This is a genomic window from Sphaerisporangium sp. NPDC005288 (genome assembly GCF_040607475.1).
Taxonomy (GTDB): domain Bacteria; phylum Actinomycetota; class Actinomycetes; order Streptosporangiales; family Streptosporangiaceae; genus Sphaerisporangium; species Sphaerisporangium rhizosphaerae.
Genome location: NZ_JBEXGT010000012.1, coordinates 19938 through 37421, shown reverse-complemented (window position 1 = coordinate 37421; position 17484 = coordinate 19938). Strand labels below are relative to the sequence as shown.

The following is a 17484-nucleotide window of genomic DNA, read 5'->3' as shown; positions in this document are numbered from 1 at the left end:
GCGATCGTAAGCCACATGAGGGACATCAACATCGCCTGGGCCCGTGAGCTGGCACGAAAGACGCTGCAAGACGCGCTCCCGCGTCGGTGGGAGCACTCGCTCGGGGTCGGCCGGCGGGCTGAACAGCTCGCCCCGATCCTGGGCAAGGACGCCGAACTGCTGGCGATGGCGGCCTACCTGCATGACATCGGTTACGCGCCGGAGCTGGTGGATGTCGGCTTTCATCCCATCGATGGGGCGCGCTACTTGCGGGACGTTCACGGCGCCGATGAGCTGCTGTGCAAGCTGGTCGCGCACCATACGTGTGCGGAGATCGAGGCCGGTGACCGTGGCCTGCTGGACATCCTGCAGGGGGAGTTCCCAAAACAGCGGCCCGACCTGGTCGAGGCGATCACCTACTGCGATATGACCACCAGCCCGGACGGCGTGCCGGTCAAGGCCGTTGACCGGCTGGCCGAGATCCGTGAGCGCTACGGTCCGGAAGACCTGGTCACCGCTACCATCGCCAAGGCGACCCCGTGCATCATGTCGGCCGTGCACGCGATCGAGACCCGGATGGCGTCAGCCGATGTACGGTCCGCCGGCACCGCTGAGATAGTGGCCGATGCGCAACCGCATCGAGCGATCCATGCCAAGCCGTTCTATCTGATCCCGGCTTACCCAGCGCACCTCGCGTGACTCATCACTCGGCGTCGGCTCGCCGCTGACGGCGCGGGCGGTGAGGACGATGGAGAACTCTTGGCGGGCTTCGCCGTTGCTGGTGTAGAGGATCACGTGCTTGGGGTCGCTGTAGGTGCCGACGATGCCGGTGATCTCGCACTCGAGGCCGGTTTCCTCGCGGGTCTCGCGTACCGCGGCCTGCGGGATGGACTCGCCGAGGTCGATGGCTCCGCCGGGGACGGCCCAGTTGTCGTTGTCGGAGCGGCGGATCATCAGAATGTCGCCGGCCTCGTTGGTGACCACGACGTTGACCGAGGGGACCAGGCTGTTGGCCTTGGGCGCCTGCGGGTCGTCGTAGTAGTCGATGCGGCGGGCCATGATCAGGACTCTACCGGGCGGGCCTGCTCCCACACCCGTTCGAAGCTGGCGGCGTAGGTGGTCACCATATCCCCGCCGATCACCTTCTTGAGATGAAGAACAGGGGCGTTGGCAGCGGGCTGCCCGTACACGTGCGGGTTGACGAGGAACTGGTCGTCAATGCGGTAGATCGAGTTGTAGAGGGTCGTGCCGTGCAGTCGGATCTCCACGCCTTCGATGTCGCGGATCGGCCGGTAGAGCACCAGGGCGTTGCGCACCTTGGCCGCCATGGCGTCGTCGATGCCCTCGTCAGCGCCACGCCTCGCGACCTCGGGGGAGTCGGGATCGCCCAACAGGATGCGCACCTGTACGCCACCGGCGGCCTTGTCGCCGAGAAGCTTGATCATGCCTGCGTCGTCGGCCAGGAACATGCCGCTGTAGACCAGGATGCCGATCTCTCGTTTGGCCTCGGTGAACAGACGTCCCCAGATGTCTCGGGGGACCGCCCAGCGGTGCGGGTAGACGTGGACGATCTCGCTCTCGCCGGCTGCGGTGACCTGCTCGGGGGTGAGCGCGTCGGGCCATAGGTAGGACTCGTCTACCTGGAGAAACGTGGCGATGGCGTAGCGGTGTTTGCGGTAGGGACGACGTGCCTGGGTGACCCACCGTTCGACGGTTTTGGGGTCGACCTCGGTCACCGTGGCCAGGTCGCCGATCGTGACGCCGCGTTCTAAAAGCGCCGCGCGCAACCGCTCGTTGGCCATCTCACCTGCCCGTAGGGACGTCCAGGGACGCCAAAACCCTAGTCGGGACGTCTTGCACACGTCCAGTCGTGTAGTGATCTCGTCCCTACGTTGCGTCGCATCCTCATCTCGCACCACGAAACCGCCCGTGAGACGAGAGGAGAAAACGCAGATGACCGACGAAATCCCTCCCCTGGACGAGACCCCGCCGTGCGCGTGTGGCGCCCGGATGTCTGAGGGGGCTGGCGCCTGCCGTAAGTGCACGGCCGTTCTCCGGTGGCAGCGCCGTCAGGCCAAGCGGCGCAAGGGCCGCGGCGGCAGCACCCGCCCGGCCGGTCGCCCCCACCGTCCCGGCACCACCGGCCCCGGTGCCGCGGCGGCCGTCGCGCTGATGGTGACCTTCATCGGCCTGGCCGTGGCCTCGCACAGCGCTGGGGTGATCTGGTCATGAACACGCTGTTCCCGCTGGCTGTGATCGGGCTGGGCGTCGCCGGAGTGGTCGCCTTCCTGGTCGTGCTGGTCGGCGTCCGCCAGGAGGAGCGGCGGATGCACCTGCCGGTCAAGCCGCAGTCACACTCCTCGACGTTCGCCCGGCGGGTCATGGGCGTCCACGTCCGCGACAACCGGCCGGAACGCGGCGGCGACGACGCGGACAGGGCGAAGGTCAGCTTCGCGAAGAGCGGCGGGGCTTGCCGGTCTGCTGCGACAGCGCCGATTCCACCCGTTCGAGCCGCTCGGTCAGCTCTTTGATGCTCGCGCGGATCTCCGTCAGCTCGTCGGCGGTGGCGGTAGGGGTATCGCCGGGGGCGGTGTCGATCTCGCGGACGTACACGCCTTTGCCCTGCTGGCCGATGACCAGCCCTTCGTTGCGCAGGATGCCGACCGCCATCTTCACCACCGACAGCGACGCGTCGTAGTCCTCAGAAAGCCGGGCCGTCGAGGGCAGCGGGTCGCCCGGCGCCAGCGTCCCGCGGCGGATCTGCTCGCGCAGCTCATCGGCGATCTGCAGGTAACCGGGACGGCCGGTCTTCTTGACCATTCCCCAAGTTCAGCACACCAGCGGCGACCAAGCCAACCACGAAGTCATTGACAACCGAGCCGACTAGGTCAACTATGTTGGCCTAGATAACCGAGAGAAGGAGGTCCATCCCATGCGCAACATCCCGATCCCCGTCGACACCAACCGGCTGAGCTTCACCTGCGTGAAGGCGCCCCGGCCCCGACTAGTCAACCAGGACACCGGCGAAATCAAGAAGGACAAGGACGGCCAGATCGTTCACGAGGTCGTCCTGCTGGTGGAGGACGAGACCGGCCGCATCGAGCTGGTGAAGGTCGGCCTGTCCGGCGACTCCTTGGTCTCCCCGGGAGACGAGGTGATCCCGGTCGGCCTGGTCGGCTACGTCTGGGAGATGGGCCAGCGGTGGGGCATCTCCTACCGCGCCACCTCCTTCACCCCCGCCGGGGTGGGTGCCCGTGCCTGACCTGCTGCACGTACTGCTCGGGGCGCTCGCCTACCTGGTTGCCCTGCTCACCGCCCTGTGGACCTGGCGGCGCTGGCACTACCGGTCGTACTGGCTGCTGGTCGGCTACACCCTCACCGCGATCCACGTGCGCACCACCTGGCGCAAGGTCGCCCTCGGCTGCGGGCTGACCAAGAAGCAACAACGCTGGTGGTTCACCGTCGTCCCACGCGCAGTCGCCTCGACCGGCATCGTCAAGGTACGCCGGCGCTTCCAGCGAGTGGCCGTCGACGTCAAGCCGTGGATGTGGCTGCCCTTACCCACGCGGCACGGCTGGCGCGTCAACGTCCGCCTCCTGGAAGGGCAGACCCCGGGCGACTACAGCGACGCTGCCGAACGGCTCGCGCACTCCTGGGGGGCACACGCCGTCCGGGTCTCCTCTCCGCGACCGGGGCGGGTCGTGCTGGCCGTGACGATCCGTGACCCATTGGTCCGGCTCGACACCCTGCCGGCCTCCGGTGAGCTGCTGAAGGTCACCGTCGGCAAGCTGGAGACCGGCGGGCCATGGACGCTCGACTTCCGCACCGTCCCGCACTGGCTCAACGCCGGCGCCACCCAATCCGGCAAGTCGAACCTCGCTAATGCGCTGATCGTCGGCCTGGCTCCGCAACCGGTCGCCCTGGTCGGCTTCGACCTCAAGGGCGGCGTCGAGTTCGCCCCGTACGCTCCTCGCCTGTCGGCGCTGGCCACCAATCGTCCGGAGTCGGTCGCGCTTCTCGGTGACCTGGTCGCCCTGATGCTGGATCGGATGGGCCTGTGCCGCGCTGGCGGCGCCCGTAACATCTGGCAGCTCCCGGCGGCGCTTCGGCCGGTGCCGGTCGTGGTCCTGGCCGACGAGCTGGCCGAGCTGTACCTCATGGCCGACAAGTCCGAGAAAGACGAGATCGCCAAGACCTCAACGGCGCTACTGCGCATCGCCCAACTCGGACGAGCGTTCGGCATCTACCTGTTCCTGTGCGGACAGCGGATCGGCTCCGACCTCGGCCCCGGCGTCACCGCTCTCCGGGCCCAGTGCTCGGGGCGGATCTGCCATCGGGTCAACGACCCTGAAACCGCGACCATGACCCTGGGCGACCTCGACCTCGCCGCGCTGGTCTCCGCCCGCGCCATCCCAGCCGAGACGCCCGGCGTCGCCATCGTCGCCTCGCAAGACGGCCAGTGGTACCGGGCGCGGTCCTTCTACGTGGCCGAGCACATCGCCGAACACGCCGCTCGTGTCTACGCGCACCTGACGCCGTCCTGGGACGACCTCACCGCCGGCCAGCACCGCGGGGAGGTGACCGAAACCGACATCCCCGTCCTGCTGGACGCCTGACATGTGACCGCTGCCGCTGATCAGAAAGGGGGACACGATGCGACGCTTCGCCGCTTGGCTGGCCGACTCCGGACCGGTCATCATCCTGGCGGCCATCGCCGGCGCCGGATCGTTCACCCACATCCGCGACACCGCCATCGCTCACGGACAACACGGCTGGATGGCCTGGGCCGTCGCTGTCTGTGTCGACCTGACCTGCGTCATGGCCGCCCGTGAACGCCAGCGCGACAAGAAGACCGGACGCGCCCGCACCGGGTGGGCGTCCTGGCCGACCCTCGTCCTGGCCGGCGGAGTTGTGCTGTCCCTGGCCGCCAACCTCCACCAAGCCCAACCCACCGCCTGGGGCTGGATCGTCGCCGCTACTCCGGCGGGTGCCTTCCTGACCGCAGTATCGATGCTCGAACGCCGATCGTCCGCTCTTCGTCCCGCACCGTCCCCGGACCCATCCTCGGTGACGGTCACCTCGTCCCCTCCCGTCCCGTCGTCCTCGACGGCCTCGGCGCTCGTCCCCGGCCGCAAGGACGACAAGGACGGCCAGGACGAGACCTCGGGACTGTCCTCAGAACTGCTCGACTACGCCCGCAAGGTCGCCACCGACTACCACGCCCAGCACGACAAACCGATCAGCCGCGACGCGCTGCGTGCCCGCCTCGGCGTGTCCAACCAGCTTGCATCCGATCTACTCCGCCACCTGCGAACCGCGCCCGAACCCACCTGACGACACGACGAGAGGAGAACTCAAATGACCAACGACCGGACCGCCTACATCTGCGGCCTGCGACCTGGCCGACTTCCTCGACACCAACCCCGACATCCCCACCCCTCACCAGGACGTCACCGCCTGCTATCTGCCCAAGCACGCATCCGACGACCAGATGCGCGAGGAGGTCGACAAGATCGCCGCCTACCTCGGCAGCGAGATCGACCCGCACGGGCTGCCGGAGGGTCACTACCGGACCTCGATCCGGTTCGGCCCCGTCGAGTACTGCGCCGTGGCCGTCCTGACCAAGGGACGCGCCCGCTACTCCGCAGACATCAGCTACGCCGGGTGCGTCATCCCCGACAACACCCATGAGTGAGACCGACACGACAGACGAGGTGATCGTCATCCGCTACCGCTACCGCTACCGCTGCTGCACCTGCAACGGCACCGGGCTCGACAGCCTCGGCGCCACCTGCGCCGACTGCTTCGGCACCGGCATCGACAACCTCGGGGCATAGCCCCAGGCTGCCCCCGGCCTGGCCGTACATCCACCAAGACGCCTGCCAGGTCGGGGGCCATCCCTCCACCCGAACGAGTGAAAGGAGGACTCCATCTTGCCCGCATCGACCATCGATCCGCACGCGATCGCCGGCATGGTCGCCCGCCTCGACAGTCCCGACTACGACCGGTGGGCCGCACAGATCCGCCGGACCGGCGGATGCCGACAACCCATCAACATGCGCGGCACCGTCATCCACGTCGACCCCGCCACCGGCCGGCGCCTGCACACCTACACCACCCACAACCAACCCGGCGGCGTGCTCCGCCTGCCCTGCAAGACCCGCCGCGCAACCCGTTGCCCCGCCTGCGCCAAGACCTACCGCGGCGACACCTACCAACTCATCCGCGCGGGCCTGACCGGCGGCAAGGGCGTCCCGGCCTCGGTCAGCGGGCACCCGTGCCTGTTCGTCACCCTCACCGCCCCCTCGTTCGGACCGGTACACACCCGGCGAGACAACAACGGCAAGGTCCTGCCCTGCCACCCCCGGCGCGACGCCACCCCCTGCCCACACGGGCGAGCGGTCTCCTGCACGGCACGGCATCACGCCGACGATGAGGTCCTCGGCGAACCGCTGTGCCCGGAATGCTACGACTACACCGGCTCAGTGCTGTTCAACGCCGTGGCCTCCCTGCTGTGGGCACGCTTCGCCGACGCTCTGCGCCGCAGACTCGCCACGGCCGGCGGGCTCAGCCTGCGCGAACTACGAGAGAACCTGGTCCTGTCCTTCGCCAAGGTCGCCGAATACCAACGCCGCGGCGCCGTCCACCTGCACGCCGTCATCCGCCTCGACGGACCCGACGGGCCTACCTCTCCGCCCCCCGCCTGGGCCACCACTGACGCGCTGACGGCCGCCGTCCAGAGCGCCGCCCCGGCCGTCTCCGTGCGCATCTCCACCACGACAGATGAGCCGGTACGGGTGTTGCGCTGGGGCCGACAGCTCGACATCCGGCCGATCGCTGCTGATGGTGGCCTGTCCGAGCAGAGCGTCGCCGCCTACGTCGCCAAGTACGCCACCAAAGCCGCCGAATGCGTGGGCACTCTCGACCGGCCAATCCGTCCACTGGAAGACCTCGACGCCCTCAGCCTGCGCGACCACCCCCGGCGACTGATCGCCGAATGCTTTCGCCTCGGCGCCCTGAAACACCTGGCCGAACTCCGCCTTACCCACTGGGCCCACATGCTCGGCTACCGCGGCCACTTTTCCACCCGAAGCCGCCGCTACTCCACCACCATCGGCAAACTCCGAGCGGTGCGGGCCGATCACGCGCGAAAGCACGAGATCACCACGGGACGACTCCCGCTATTCCCGGAAGACCAGCCCGTCACCATTGCCCGCTGGGCCTACGCCGGCCGTGGCCTGACCTCCGGCGAACAACTCCTCGCTGTCGCGCTGGCCGGTAGTCCCCAGATCGGCGGCTCGGACGGTGGCCGATGACGCGCCCAGACAAGCTGCTGACGCTGCCCGAGGTGCTCGACGAACTCGGCGGAGTTTCCCGCCGGACCTTCTACCGCTGGCGTGAGCTGGGCCGCGCCCCGGTCTGCCTCCGGCTCCCGAACGACGAACTCCGCGTGTGGCGGAGCGACCTCATGGCCTGGCTCGACTCGCTGCGGAGGGCGTCGTGAACACCAGCTATGACGTGAAGTTCAGTGAGATCCAGCATCGGCCGGACAAGACGGCGGCTTTCATCGTGCGCTGGACGGTGGCCCGCAAGTCCAAGTCCAAGAGTTTCCGAACCAAGGGGCTGGCCTCCAGCTTCCTGGCCGATTTGCGGCAGGGGGCCAGGCAGGGGGAAGCGTTCGACATCGTTACCGGGCTGCCCGTGTCGATGCTCGCGCCGGAACCTTTAGGCCCTTCCTTTTTGGAGTTCGCGCAGTCCTACGTCCTCGGTCGCTGGCGCAGTTCGGCGGCCAGGACTCGTGAGACGGACGCCTATGCGCTGTTGTCGCTCATCCCTGCACTGGTGGTTGAAGTGTCGAACCGTCCTGATGCCGGGTTCTTGCGAGAAGTGCTTCGTATTCATGCCCTTCTACCCGCGGGCCGGCGGGGCGACCTGGACAGCACGCAAGCTGCGGCTCTGCGCTGGTTGGAGAAGTCGTCCCTTCCCCTGTCCTCTCTGGGAGAGGCACGTGTGCTGCGGATGGCCCTCGACGCCATCTTGGTCACTGCCGAGGGTAAGGAAGCTGGGGCCAACACGGTGCGTCGGAAGCGAGCGATTCTTCATCACCTCCTGGAGCAGGCGGTGGAGCAGAAGGTGTTCACGAGCAACCCGATGGATGAGATCAAGTGGACTCCGCCCAAGGCCGTGACGGTCGTTGATCCCCGTACGGTGGTCAATCCCGCCCAGGCCAGGAAGCTCCTCGATGCAGTGCCCAAGGTCGGCCGCAAGCGCGGTCCTCGACTACAGGCACTGTTTGCCTGCGTCTATTACGCGGCGCTGCGCCCGGAGGAGGCAGCGGATCTGCAATTGAAAGACTGCACCTTGCCCGCTTCAGGATGGGGCCACATCGTCCTGGAGCGCGCCCGACCTCAGGCGACGAAGCGGTGGACCAATTCGGGAGAGACCCACGAGTCGCGCAGCCTCAAGCACCGAGCGCACAAGGAGACGCGAGAGATACCGATTCCACCGGTTCTCGTGGCGATCCTTCGCGAGCACATCGAGACCTACGGCATGGCGAAGGATGGGAGGCTGTTCCGCACGGCCAACGAGGGGTCCTACTCCAGTTCGGCGTACTCCTACGTCTGGCAGGAGGCGCGAAAGCTTGCTTTTACTCCTGCTCTGGTGGAGTCGTCGCTGGCCGCCCGGCCGTACGACCTGCGTCATGCGGCCGTGTCGCTCTGGCTGAACGCGGGCGTGCCGGCTACTGAGGTGGCCAAGCGCGCCGGTCACAGTGTGGACGTTCTGCTCAGGGTCTATGCCAAATGCATGGATGGCCAGCAGGACCATATCAACGGAAAGATTAACAACGCGCTTGATGGATAATGATTGTTTCTTTCTCAGCCCCGGTGTCATGCCGAGGCTGACTGCTCCCGGGCCTCAGTACGGTGAACCTGGTCCGTAGGATGCCATCACAGTTCCATGTCGTCAAAGAGCGCCGGGGCGCGTTTCTCTGGCTGAGATAGTTGTCTATCACTGTGACCGGAGATCGATTATTCGAAGTGTGGGAGGCAATTCAGCCCGGTAGGGGATAATGCCTAGGCGCCGGTGCCTGACGGTGGCCGCCACAGAAATCCGAGCCTGCGTGGGTGCCTCGGCGGGAGTCTTGACGATGACGGTGAGCGTCTCGTCACCGATCAATGGCGTACCACTGGTCTTGCGAAATCTCCACTCAGGATCGCTGTCCCGCTCACCCATCCCCACTACGAAGAGCTCTTCGTGTTCACCTTCCGGGGAGAACTCCACACTGGACTCGAAAATGGCGAGCTTGGCGGTCAGCGCAATTTTTGTCGCTCGTCTTGCCGGCACCAAACGTTTCTTTGGTGAGATCGACCATGCGATCGGTTGCTGATCGTCCGCCTTGCCGGGAGACTCCAGTTGTATGCCGACGGCCGCGTCGATGAAGGGGTCGCCATTCCCGGTAGGCCGGAATGCGCATACCACGCTCAGTATAAAGTAATCGCTGTGGGATGACTCCGATTTGAGAAAATTACTCCATTCCTCTTCGCTCGCTGCGGCCTCCTCGGCCGTCAGTGCCCGCACGACCGCGCCAAGAGACACCCTCTCCTTCAGGCGAGGCGGTGACGTGGGCGCGTTCAGTCGTGGCTCGGCCACCAGCTCAAGATCATGGAGAACAGGCGCAGTCATGTCTAGGGCCAGATGGTGAATCAAAGTGCTCCTTAGGTCAATTCCGTGGCGCGCCAGTCACCGATAAAACAGAAAGCGCCCCAGTCACGGTAGGCCGTATAAAGGTTGCGCGTGTGGGTCTGCGCGGCTCGGAAAGCGGACCTTCGGTCGGGGTTCTTGGCGAGTTGCTCGTACAGCGCGGTGAAGAAAACCGTAGCTACCTGCGGGTGTACTGGCCAGAGGCATCCGATGACGGCCGAAGCGCCGGCTGCCATGAAGGCCGCGGGCAGGCCGCGAAGGTTGTCGTTGAGGTCGAACCGGCCTAGCGCCGACTCGCACGAACTCATGGTGACCAGTTCGACGCCGCGCAGATCAGCCCTAAGGATGTCGTGGGCAAAGACGCGACCGTCGGTATCCGTAGCAGGTGACAGGAACAAGCACTGGTACCACGAAGCCCACTCGTTGTGGGCTCCGTGGGCCGCTACATGTACATAGCGAGCATTGGCGAGGTCCGCAAGGAAGCGGCGGGGCGTAGCGGCGCTTCCCAGCACCGCAGTGCCACCCATAGCGTTCGCCACCATTGACGCCTGCCGTTCCAGGGCTTCCTGGGAATCCAAGCCGTGCCTGGCGCCACCGTCAGCCGACGCGAACGCCACGAAGCCTCGTTTCTCAGAGGATGAGGAGTGCAGGGTGGGGCGCAAGAAGGACAGGCTCGGTATTTGCGTGACGGTCCAGTCATCGGCCACGGGCTTGCCTGCCACCGACAGGAGGTGGAAGGGCACATAGTGCAGTGGTCCGTTTGGCCAGATACAAAGGTGGCGTTTGCCCTGTGCGCGCCAACGGGGGAGGCAAGCTGCGAGACCGGCGAGGCAGTGGTGGCTTGCCTCGGAAAGCTGCTGCTGGGCATCACGGCTCACCGGGCGGTGTAGTGGGTCGGTGACCACGGCTTGCCGCAGCGCCGTGATGGGGCCGACCGAGGGGTGAGCGAAGAGCGTATGCCCTGCGCGAGTGAACTTCACCAACCCGCCATGGACGTCTTGCATAGCCATAGTGCGATGATCAAATCCCTCGCGTGTCACGGCTAGGCCCTGGATGCTTGCCCGTGGCGTGCCGGCGGTACCGTCACGCATCTCAGCGAGGAACAAGGAGATCAGGACGGTGTCCTCGGGCAACACTGCCTGCACTTCGTCAAGCCCAATCAGGCGGTTCCGCAGTAGATTCCGGGTCATATGGAGGTTGCTGCTGATCCAGCGATCAGTTACGCGCTGTAGATTACGTTGCCGTGCCTCGGGATCGCTCTCCGGTTCGGCTTCACCGGAACCCACGTAGTAGAGCATCGCGCTTTCGACACCGAAGGGAAACTCTGGATCAGGAGGGAGGGACGCACGAGTCTCGGTCCCGTCCAGTCGTTGGCGGATCCGTGAAGAAGGTACGAGTGGGCCGGCAGACTCCACGGCGAGAGTAAAGTCCATGCCCTTGGCTGCCTGGTGCAGGAAAATCATCGCGTTGAGGTCCACTGTTGAACCGCACATGGTGTACCCAAGCCGCTGATACAAGTTGTGAAGCTCCGAGCCGATCGCTTCGTCTGTGCTTGCCCTCAGAGCTATCGAACCCTGGATCAAGGCTGAGGCCGCTCGGCTCGCAGTTGGGCCTTCGTACTTCTGCACATGCTTCAACCCAGAGCGAAGGCAATTGAGGGCTAGTTTGTCTTGTTCGCACAGGGCGAACTGGGCAGCAGCCATCGCGAAGTGTTCAGCGGCCGCTTCCCAAGCTTCGGTGTCTTCGGCACGTGTCGCCATGTCGTAAACCAGGCTGGCGAGGAGATAGGCGACGGCCTCAACGTACTGATTGCCCCACTCCGCCTGGCCCGTTTGCATCGCTTCGATTATCAGCGCCCGACCAAGCTCCTGCTCACCATCTTTCGGCGAGTGCGCGGCCAGGTGGACGAGCGTTGCCGCGCACTCCTCCGGAGTCCACTTCTCGATCTGCATCAGAGAGCGGAGCCGCGCCTCCGAGGTGCGCGTGGGAACCTCTCTCGGAGGGCACCGGAACCGATTCGCGGGCAGGTAGTGGACTTGACTGGTCCACCGCAGGCGAAGTTCCTCGCTCACGTTAGGTCTCTTCCCCTGGGCGCCGCCAACATCGGCACCTTCCTACCACTCGCGACGGCATGTCACCGATGTCTCTGGTCGCGCTGCTGCTCGGGGATAGCTGCGAACTGTGGATATGCGGTCAAGATCGTCCCGCGTATGTCCCGTGACCGCTGACATACGGCTGCCCGCGGCGGCATCCGGCTGCATGTGATCGTTAAGAGAGGATGCACTGAGCCGCAGGTGAGAGGCCAAGCGGCTGGTCAATGAGTGCCCCCGGCAGGATTCGAACCTGCGGCACCCGCTTTAGGAGAGCGGTGCTCTATCCCCTGAGCTACGGAGGCGGGATCTGGTGTAAGCGTACCGAAAGGCGAGCACCGTGTGGGCCGTGGCGGGGCTCGGCTTTGCGGGTGGTCTCTCATGTATGCGATGTGCGGGGGTAAAGGGCTGACATGCCGCCAACGGGACGTAGCTGTCTGTGACTACCGTCACGGAACGTGACTGGGCGACGACGTAAGAGTCTGAAGAGGGGCCACGGGGTCCGGCCTGGGGTGCTCGTGTTCGCCATGTTGGCGCCGGCGATGCTCGCGGTGGGACTTCTCGTGGCGGAGTTGACGGGGTACGAGCAGCAGGCGCGGGGCGGGACCCGGCATTCGGTGAAGGTCAGGGCTGTAGAGCGGTTGCGGGAGGCTCCCGGCACGTACTTCGTCACGCCGGTGCCGGCGCCACCGCACGCCGAGTTCGTATACGAGGGTGCCGTACCGCCGCCGGTCATGCGCGGGAAGAGTGAAGGCCGAGAATCTGCGTGTACGAGGGGTGGCCGGCAGCGTCCTGTGGTGTGGCAGGTGGTGAATGGGCGCGCGGGTTGGTGTGGAAGCGCTGGGCGCGGGGGCCGTCAACCAGGAGGGGGCGAGCCGCGGCGTACAGGAGAGAGGGATGGCCGGGCGGTCCTGCTGGGGACGCGGCCGGAGATGAATGTGAGGGCTGCGACCGGTGGTCGGCAGCCTGGGGACGGTGGGCGCTCTTCGCGGGTGTGGGAGGGCGGACGGCTGCGGCATCTGTCAGAAGGGCGGGCGCGTCAGGCGTTGGATGGCCCGCAGGTGCCGAGGCAACCCGCGGGGGTGCGCTCCTCGGACGGGGTGGTCACAGGGTGCGGCACGGCGGGGCGCGGGCGAAGGCGCGCCTCGGATGCCCAGATGGACTGGCGGCGCTCGGAGGGGCGCACGGGAGGGCGCGCCTCGGACGTGCGGAGGGGCGAAAGCGGCGGGAGCGGTGGAAGGGGCGTGGATGCGCGGATGGTAGGGCGCGGGCCGGAGGCAGGGAGGGGCGCGCAGGCAGGGAGGAGTGCACGGGCGCCGGAGGTATGGAGGGGCGAGCGCCACTCGGCGGCTGGGAGCGGAGAGGGCGACGCCGTCAAGGCGGATGCGAAGGGTGAAGAACCCTGCGAAGCGCCACGGCGGATGGTCCCCGGGAGGACGATCTCTGGGAGGACCGTCTTCGGGAGGACGGATGAGGTCGGGGATCAGTGGGAGGCGGAGGCCGGGGTCTGACAGGCGCTGCCGTGCGGTGATGGAAGGACGGCGGGGCCGGAGGCCGTGGTGACCTGTGCGGTGAGGCGGCGAGGCCGGGATGGCGCAGCCTGTGTGGTGATGGGGCGGGCGTGGCCGGAGGCCGCAGGGGCGCTGGTGGTGATCGGAGGACCTTGGGCCCGACGATTCGAGGGTGATGGGAGGAGGTGAGGTGACGGGAGGACGTGGGTGACGAGATCCGCGAGGTCGGTGGATTCGCTGGTGAGGGGCGGTCGGGGAGTGGTGCTGGCTGGTCGGTGATGGAGGTGACGTCGCCGTGGACAGGGGCCGGGTCGACGCCTCGAGGGCGGGGGACTACGGGTGATGTGGTGACGGGAGGCTGCAGGGGGTGAGGGGAGGGCTTAAGTGACGGTGTCAGTGTGTGGGGTGGTGAGGCGGTGATGGCATAAAAGGCGTGATCCGTACATAACGGCTCTTGCGACTCCGGCCCGGACACTCAGTCCGCTGTAGTAACGTGCGTGCGGGCGCAGGTCACAAGTTCGCAAATGGAGGGGTCTTAACGTGCCATCTCCTCGATCGGCGGGCCTGGTCGCGGTCCTTATGGCGATGATTTCCATCATCAGTATGACGTCGCCCGGTACGGCGCACGCGCGATCGGCCACGCACGAGACGGCTGACCGGAAACCCGATCCGACCAACCTGACAGAGCTGCGGCGTGAGGCCGAGAAGTCGTCCCAAGCGCTCGCGGACGCCACTAAGGCGCTGGAGCAGCGCCAGACGACGCTGGCGAAGGCCGACAAAGAGCTCAAGGGCAAGCTGGAGCAGTTGCGCACGGCGAATCTCCAGCTCGGCAAGATGCGACAGCCGTTGTCGGACCTGGTGCAGTCGCTGTACCAGGAGCCTTCGGGCGGTGACATGGCCCCGTTCCTCAACGGCAGCGACGACGCGAGCCTGCGGGCGCTGAGCGACATGACCTACCTGGTGTCCGGGCGGGACGAGATACTCGCGGACGCCGGGCGGCTGTACCAGCAACAGCAGAGACTGGCCGGCGAGGCGCAGGATCTGCGGGCGACCAAGCTGCTGGTGGAGGCCCAGCTCAGCGTGGAGATCGACACTTTGAGGAAGCGGTCCGCGACCGTTGTGAAGTCGCTGTCGCAGACGCTGGTGAAGCTCGGCGTGCGCGTTAACCAGGGCGGCCGCTCGGGCGCGGCCTGTGACCCGACCCGGGTGAGTTCGGCGGCGCAGTATCCGAACGGGCTGTTGCCGGCGGACGTGCTCTGCCCGCTCCAGCAGCGGGGGCGTGAGTTGCGGGCCGACGCGGCGATCGCGTTCGTCGCGCTCAGCGAGGCGTACCGCAAGCAGTTCGGTACGCCGATCTGCGTGACCGACAGCTACCGCAACCTGGCGCAACAGCAGTCGATCTTCTATCGGCGGCCGGGGTTCGCCGCGGTGCCGGGGCGCAGCAACCACGGGCTCGGCCTGGCGGTGGACCTGTGCGGCGGCGTCCAGACCTTCCGTTCGGTGCAGTTCAACTGGCTCGAGTCGAACGGCAAGCGGTTCGGCTGGATCCATCCCGACTGGGCCTATCACAGTCCGTTCGAGCCTTGGCACTGGGAGTACGACCCGAAGCTGGGGTCGTTGTTGTAGGACCGGCTCCGTCTGACGGACGTCCTGGCCTGAACTGTGGCTCGGCTTCCCCTGGACGGGCGGCGGACGACGCCCGTGGGTGCCTCGACGTCCACCTTCAGAGGCAGTGCGGACCCTCTGTCGTCTCTCGTCGAAGTCGTGCGCGTTCGGTCAACCGCTTGTGGCTCAGCTCGGGGTTTCGCGATGCCGGATTCGTGGGCTCAGCGTGGCGCGCTCACTGACCGGTGGACGTGGAGGGTGTGGGTGCGCTGGGCCGTCAGGGGGTGTGGCCGTGGATGGTGATCGAGAGGCGGGAGCCCGTGCCGGCCTGGGCCAGGCGCGCGGCCTGGCCCGGCGTGGTGGCCAGGACTACCAGGGCGCCGGTCTCGGCCGTGTCGCCGGCGGAAGCGCCGCTCCAGCGAGGCCCGCTGGGTACGGCGATGACGGTGACGGCCTGCGCCGCCGTAGAGGTGCGGACGGGTGTGGCACTCGGCGCGTCGCCGTGGTCCGGCGGTGCGCTTGTGGCCGGGTCGGCCGCCGGAGGCGGGGCGAGGTCGTCCCATGCGGATGATGAGGCGATGACGTCGATGACGTCACCGGGCCGGAGCAGCCGGGCAGAGGCGGCGTCCGTGACCCGCACCGGGGTGGCGAGTAGGCCAGGGCCGTAGGCGTCGATGAGGGCCGGACCGAGCAGGCGCAGGTCGGTGATCGGCTCGCCGCGCCGGGCGGGGGCGGTGAGAACGCGTCCGGCCACCCAGGCTCCCGGGCGGAGGGCGCCGTCGGGGACGGTCTCCTCGGGCAGGTGAACGACGGTCAGATCGGACACGGACAGCGCTCCGGCTCCAAGGTCGTGCGCGGCGGCCAGGATCGCGACGGAGGGAGCCGGACGGACGGCCAGGCCGACGCACGCGGTGCCCAGCGCGGCCAGTGCGACGGCCACGAGCCGCCGACGCCGGCTGAGCATCCGGATGACGCGCATGGGTGTGGCGGCCTGCATGATGCCTGGCTCCTGTCGAGGGGGTGGGAGTGCCCGGCCGCAAGCTGTCGGCCCGTGGGGGAGTATCGCGGGTTGGGGTGGCCTTATGCCTGGCCCGCAGCGCAGTGACCGACTGCACGGTGGGCGGCTATGCGGTGCCGAGGCGCGGTAGGGCAGAGAGTGCTGGAGGACGGTGGTCAGGGGAGTTCGAAGGGGAGCTTGATGCCGTTCAGGGCGTCGCCGCAGGGGCAGGCGCGGTCCAGGGGGAGTTCGGCGACGACCGAGCCGACGAGGGTGCGCATGCGCTCGCTGTTGGCGGCGAAGAAGGCGAAGACCTCCTCCTGCGTCACGCCCTCGCCGGTGTCCACGCCGGCGTCGTGGTCGGTGACGAGCGACAGCGAGGTGTAGCAGAGGGCCAGCTCGCGGGCGAGGACAGCCTCGGGGTGGCCGGTCATGCCGACGATCGACCAGCCGTTGGAGGTGAACCAGCGTGACTCGGCTCGGGTGGAGAAGCGGGGACCCTCGATGATGACCAGGGTGCCGCCGTCCACGGCGTTCCACCCCTCGGCCTCGGCCCGGGAGTAGGCGAGGGCCCTGCCGACCGGGCAGTAAGGATCGGCGAACGGAACGTGCACCGCGCCACCGGCGTCATAGTAGGTCTGCGCCCGGCCGGAGGTGCGGTCGACCAGCTGGTCGGGGATCACCAGCGTGCCCGGCCCGTACTCGGCGCGCAGGGAGCCGACCGCGCTCGGGGCGACGACCTGGCGCACGCCGAGAGAACGCAGCGCCCAGAGGTTCGCCTGGTAGGGGATGCGGTGGGGCGGGAACCGGTGATCTCGGCCGTGACGGGGCACGAACGCCACCGTGCGCCCGCCGATGCGGCCGACCGTGATGATGTCGCTGGGAGCCCCGTAAGGCGTGGTGATCTCGATCTCCTCGGCGTCGTCGAGGAGGGAGTAGAACCCGGAACCGCCGATGACCCCGATGTCAGCTGTCATGACCATGGGCTCGAGATTAGCGGCACGGACGTGGGGCGGTGAGGGCGGAGGGCAAGGCTGTGGACAACCGTCGGTGCCGCCGCTCAGCCTGTGGACGACCGTCAACGCACACGAGGTCGGCGCTGGTCATCACACCCGGCCGACGCCGGAGCGGAAGGATGCGAATCGGGTTGTACGGCGGGACGGCCGTACAACCCGGGGAGGCGTCAGGCGGCGGAGCTGCTCGGGGTGGCGCTGGCGGAGGCGGGCTCCTTCTTCGCCGGTGTGCTGGAGCCGGAGTCCGACGAGCCACCGGAGTCCGACGAGCCGCCCGAGCTCGAGGAGCCGCCGGAGCTGGAGCCGGCGGACGTCGTGGAGGTGGTCGAGGAACCGGAGGAGCGGTTGTCCGTCCGGTAGAAGCCCGAACCCTTGAACACGATGCCGACGGCCGAGAACACCTTGCGCAGCTGACCCTGGCAGTTCGGGCAGGTGGTCAGCGGGTCATCGGTGAAACGCTGGACGACCTCGAGCCCTTCACCGCAAGCGGTACAGGCGTACTGGTAGGTGGGCACGCGCTCCTCCTCATATGGCTCAGTGTGGCTCAACGCAGATTGGCACTCTACCGCTGCGACTGCTAATGGTAC

19 protein-coding genes and 1 tRNA gene are annotated in these 17484 nt (G+C 67.3%); 10 read left to right on the top strand and 10 right to left on the bottom strand.

The features are described 5' to 3' along the window. The first annotated feature begins 15 nt into the window (after positions 1 to 15). A complete protein-coding gene (locus ABZU32_RS13760) occupies positions 16 to 678 on the top strand; it encodes an HD domain-containing protein (protein WP_354921533.1) in 663 nt (220 codons plus the stop codon). On the opposite strand, the gene ABZU32_RS13755 is transcribed toward ABZU32_RS13760, so the two are convergent. The 4 genes from ABZU32_RS13755 to ABZU32_RS13740 form a co-directional block, all read right to left on the bottom strand. Further along, positions 562 to 1038 carry an NUDIX domain-containing protein gene (locus ABZU32_RS13755; RefSeq protein ID WP_354921530.1) on the bottom strand — a complete coding sequence of 159 codons (477 nt, stop codon included), beginning with the start codon at positions 1036 to 1038 and terminating at the stop codon, positions 562 to 564. The genes ABZU32_RS13760 and ABZU32_RS13755 overlap by 117 nt on opposite strands. 2 nt (positions 1039 to 1040) lie before the next feature. Continuing rightward, on the bottom strand, positions 1041 to 1781 hold the full coding sequence (locus ABZU32_RS13750; RefSeq protein WP_354921527.1) for a helix-turn-helix domain-containing protein: 741 nt from the start codon (positions 1779 to 1781) through the stop codon (positions 1041 to 1043). A 267-nt stretch (positions 1782 to 2048) separates the two neighbouring features. Beyond that, positions 2049 to 2312: a hypothetical protein gene (locus tag ABZU32_RS13745; protein ID WP_354921524.1), complete on the bottom strand. Its 264-nt coding sequence runs from the start codon at positions 2310 to 2312 to the stop codon at positions 2049 to 2051. A gap of 112 nt (positions 2313 to 2424) precedes the next feature. Continuing rightward, a complete protein-coding gene (locus ABZU32_RS13740) occupies positions 2425 to 2799 on the bottom strand; it encodes a winged helix-turn-helix domain-containing protein (RefSeq protein ID WP_354921521.1) in 375 nt (124 codons plus the stop codon). Positions 2800 to 2911: 112 nt separating this feature from the next. Here ABZU32_RS13740 and ABZU32_RS13735 point away from each other — a divergent pair, with 112 nt between their 5' ends. From ABZU32_RS13735 to ABZU32_RS13700, 8 genes are all read left to right on the top strand, one after another. Continuing rightward, complete coding sequence (locus tag ABZU32_RS13735; protein WP_354921519.1) at positions 2912 to 3241, top strand: hypothetical protein; 330 nt, start codon at positions 2912 to 2914, stop codon at positions 3239 to 3241. Then, entirely contained in the window at positions 3234 to 4595 is a 1362-nt protein-coding gene (locus ABZU32_RS13730) for an FtsK/SpoIIIE domain-containing protein (protein WP_354921516.1), read from the top strand. Before ABZU32_RS13735 ends, ABZU32_RS13730 begins: the two co-directional genes overlap by 8 nt. A gap of 37 nt (positions 4596 to 4632) precedes the next feature. After that, positions 4633 to 5313, top strand: coding sequence for a DUF2637 domain-containing protein (locus ABZU32_RS13725; protein WP_354921513.1), 681 nt, complete (start codon positions 4633 to 4635; stop codon positions 5311 to 5313). 157 nt (positions 5314 to 5470) lie between these two features. Beyond that, complete coding sequence (locus ABZU32_RS13720) at positions 5471 to 5674, top strand: hypothetical protein (protein WP_354921510.1); 204 nt, start codon at positions 5471 to 5473, stop codon at positions 5672 to 5674. Continuing rightward, positions 5667 to 5816 carry a hypothetical protein gene (locus tag ABZU32_RS13715; protein ID WP_354921507.1) on the top strand — a complete coding sequence of 50 codons (150 nt, stop codon included), beginning with the start codon at positions 5667 to 5669 and terminating at the stop codon, positions 5814 to 5816. The genes ABZU32_RS13720 and ABZU32_RS13715 overlap by 8 nt, the downstream gene beginning before the upstream one ends. A 96-nt stretch (positions 5817 to 5912) precedes the next feature. Next, positions 5913 to 7295, top strand: a complete 1383-nt coding sequence (locus tag ABZU32_RS13710; protein ID WP_354921504.1) for a replication initiator — start codon at positions 5913 to 5915, stop codon at positions 7293 to 7295. Next, positions 7292 to 7483, top strand: coding sequence for a helix-turn-helix domain-containing protein (locus ABZU32_RS13705; RefSeq protein WP_354921501.1), 192 nt, complete (start codon positions 7292 to 7294; stop codon positions 7481 to 7483). The genes ABZU32_RS13710 and ABZU32_RS13705 overlap by 4 nt, the downstream gene beginning before the upstream one ends. Continuing rightward, positions 7480 to 8841 carry a tyrosine-type recombinase/integrase gene (locus tag ABZU32_RS13700; protein WP_354921498.1) on the top strand — a complete coding sequence of 454 codons (1362 nt, stop codon included), beginning with the start codon at positions 7480 to 7482 and terminating at the stop codon, positions 8839 to 8841. The genes ABZU32_RS13705 and ABZU32_RS13700 overlap by 4 nt, the downstream gene beginning before the upstream one ends. Positions 8842 to 8988: 147 nt before the next feature. Here ABZU32_RS13700 and ABZU32_RS13695 read toward each other — a convergent pair whose 3' ends face one another. From ABZU32_RS13695 to ABZU32_RS13685, 3 genes are all read right to left on the bottom strand, one after another. Further along, positions 8989 to 9687, bottom strand: a complete 699-nt coding sequence (locus tag ABZU32_RS13695; RefSeq protein WP_354921495.1) for a hypothetical protein — start codon at positions 9685 to 9687, stop codon at positions 8989 to 8991. Between the two features lie 8 nt (positions 9688 to 9695). Next, entirely contained in the window at positions 9696 to 11633 is a 1938-nt protein-coding gene (locus ABZU32_RS13690; RefSeq protein ID WP_354921492.1) for a CHAT domain-containing protein, read from the bottom strand. Between the two features lie 370 nt (positions 11634 to 12003). After that, a tRNA-Arg gene (locus tag ABZU32_RS13685) sits at positions 12004 to 12076 on the bottom strand. A 1791-nt stretch (positions 12077 to 13867) separates the two neighbouring features. On the opposite strand from ABZU32_RS13685, the gene ABZU32_RS13680 reads away from it, so the two are divergent. Beyond that, the gene (locus ABZU32_RS13680) at positions 13868 to 14908 is read left to right on the top strand and encodes a D-alanyl-D-alanine carboxypeptidase family protein (RefSeq protein WP_354921489.1); all 1041 of its coding nucleotides are present in this window, start codon (positions 13868 to 13870) and stop codon (positions 14906 to 14908) included. Between the two features lie 256 nt (positions 14909 to 15164). On the opposite strand, the gene ABZU32_RS13675 is transcribed toward ABZU32_RS13680, so the two are convergent. From ABZU32_RS13675 to ABZU32_RS13665, 3 genes are all read right to left on the bottom strand, one after another. After that, positions 15165 to 15884, bottom strand: coding sequence for an RcpC/CpaB family pilus assembly protein (locus ABZU32_RS13675; protein ID WP_354921486.1), 720 nt, complete (start codon positions 15882 to 15884; stop codon positions 15165 to 15167). 176 nt (positions 15885 to 16060) lie between these two features. Further along, on the bottom strand, positions 16061 to 16867 hold the full coding sequence (locus ABZU32_RS13670) for an S-methyl-5'-thioadenosine phosphorylase (RefSeq protein ID WP_354921483.1): 807 nt from the start codon (positions 16865 to 16867) through the stop codon (positions 16061 to 16063). 200 nt (positions 16868 to 17067) lie between these two features. Then, positions 17068 to 17412, bottom strand: a complete 345-nt coding sequence (locus tag ABZU32_RS13665) for an FmdB family zinc ribbon protein (RefSeq protein ID WP_354921480.1) — start codon at positions 17410 to 17412, stop codon at positions 17068 to 17070. Between the last annotated feature and the right edge of the window lie 72 nt (positions 17413 to 17484).